The sequence below is a fragment of the Granulicella mallensis genome (assembly GCF_014203225.1).
In the GTDB taxonomy this organism is placed as follows: Bacteria; Acidobacteriota; Terriglobia; order Terriglobales; family Acidobacteriaceae; genus Granulicella; species Granulicella mallensis_A.
This window is the reverse complement of sequence record NZ_JACHIO010000051.1, coordinates 1-1204: the sequence shown is the minus strand read 5'-3', so window position 1 is coordinate 1204 and position 1204 is coordinate 1. Positions and strand designations below refer to the sequence as shown.

Genomic DNA, 1204 nt, shown 5'->3' with positions numbered 1-1204 from the left:
CTTACTTGATGATCTCGGAGATGGTACCCGCGCCGACGGTACGACCGCCTTCGCGGATTGCGAAGCGCAGGCCCTTCTCCATCGCCACCGGGGTGTGCAGCGTGATCTCCAGCGAGATATTATCGCCAGGCATCACCATCTCGGTTCCCTCAGGAAGCTTCGCCGATCCCGTTACGTCCGTGGTGCGGAAGTAGAACTGCGGGCGATAGCCATTGAAGAACGGAGTGTGACGTCCGCCTTCTTCCTTGCTCAGAACGTAGATCTCGCCCTTGAACTGGGTGTGCGGCTTGATCGATCCCGGCTTCGCCAGAACCATCCCGCGCTCCACGTCTTCCTTCGCGATTCCGCGCAGAAGAAGTCCAGCGTTGTCGCCAGCCAGACCTTCGTCCAGCTGCTTCTTGAACATCTCAACGCCCGTAACCACCGTGTTCTGCGTGTCGCGGAACCCGACGATCTCAGCCGCCTCGCCTACCTTCACCTTGCCGCGCTCGATACGGCCCGTTACGACGGTTCCACGACCCGAGATCGAGAAGATGTCTTCGATCGGCATCAGGAACGGCAGGTCGACCAGGCGGTCAGGCTGCGGAATGTACTTGTCCACCGCTGCCATCAGCTCGTCGATCTTGGCTTCCCACTGAGCTTCGCCATTCAGCGCGCCCAGAGCAGAACCGCGGATGATCGGGGTCTCGTCGCCAGGGTACTCGTACTTCGACAGCAACTCGCGTACTTCCATCTCGACCAGCTCGATCAGCTCTTCGTCTTCCACCGCATCGCACTTGTTCAGGAACACCACGATGTACGGCACGCCTACCTGGCGGGCCAACAGTACGTGCTCCTTGGTCTGGGGCATCGGACCGTCCGTTGCCGCGACCACCAGAATAGCTCCGTCCATCTGCGCTGCGCCGGTGATCATGTTCTTGATGTAGTCGGCGTGGCCCGGGCAATCGACGTGCGCGTAGTGGCGGTTCGGCGTCTCGTACTCTACGTGAGAGGTCGAGATCGTGATGCCGCGCTCACGCTCTTCCGGCGCATTGTCAATCGTGTCGAACGAACGGAAGCTGTTCTTCGGGTTGTGCTTCGACAATACCTTCGTAATTGCCGCCGTCAGCGTCGTCTTGCCGTGATCAATGTGACCAATCGTCCCGATATTCACATGCGGTTTGCTGCGATCAAACTTTTCCTTCGCCATGACTCTCTCCGTAGT

1 protein-coding gene is annotated in these 1204 nt (G+C 59.4%); it reads right to left on the bottom strand.

The features are described 5' to 3' along the window. Position 1: 1 nt before the first annotated feature. Entirely contained in the window at positions 2-1189 is a 1188-nt protein-coding gene (gene tuf, locus HDF15_RS25455; RefSeq protein ID WP_014263805.1) for an elongation factor Tu, read from the bottom strand. Positions 1190-1204 lie beyond the last annotated feature (15 nt).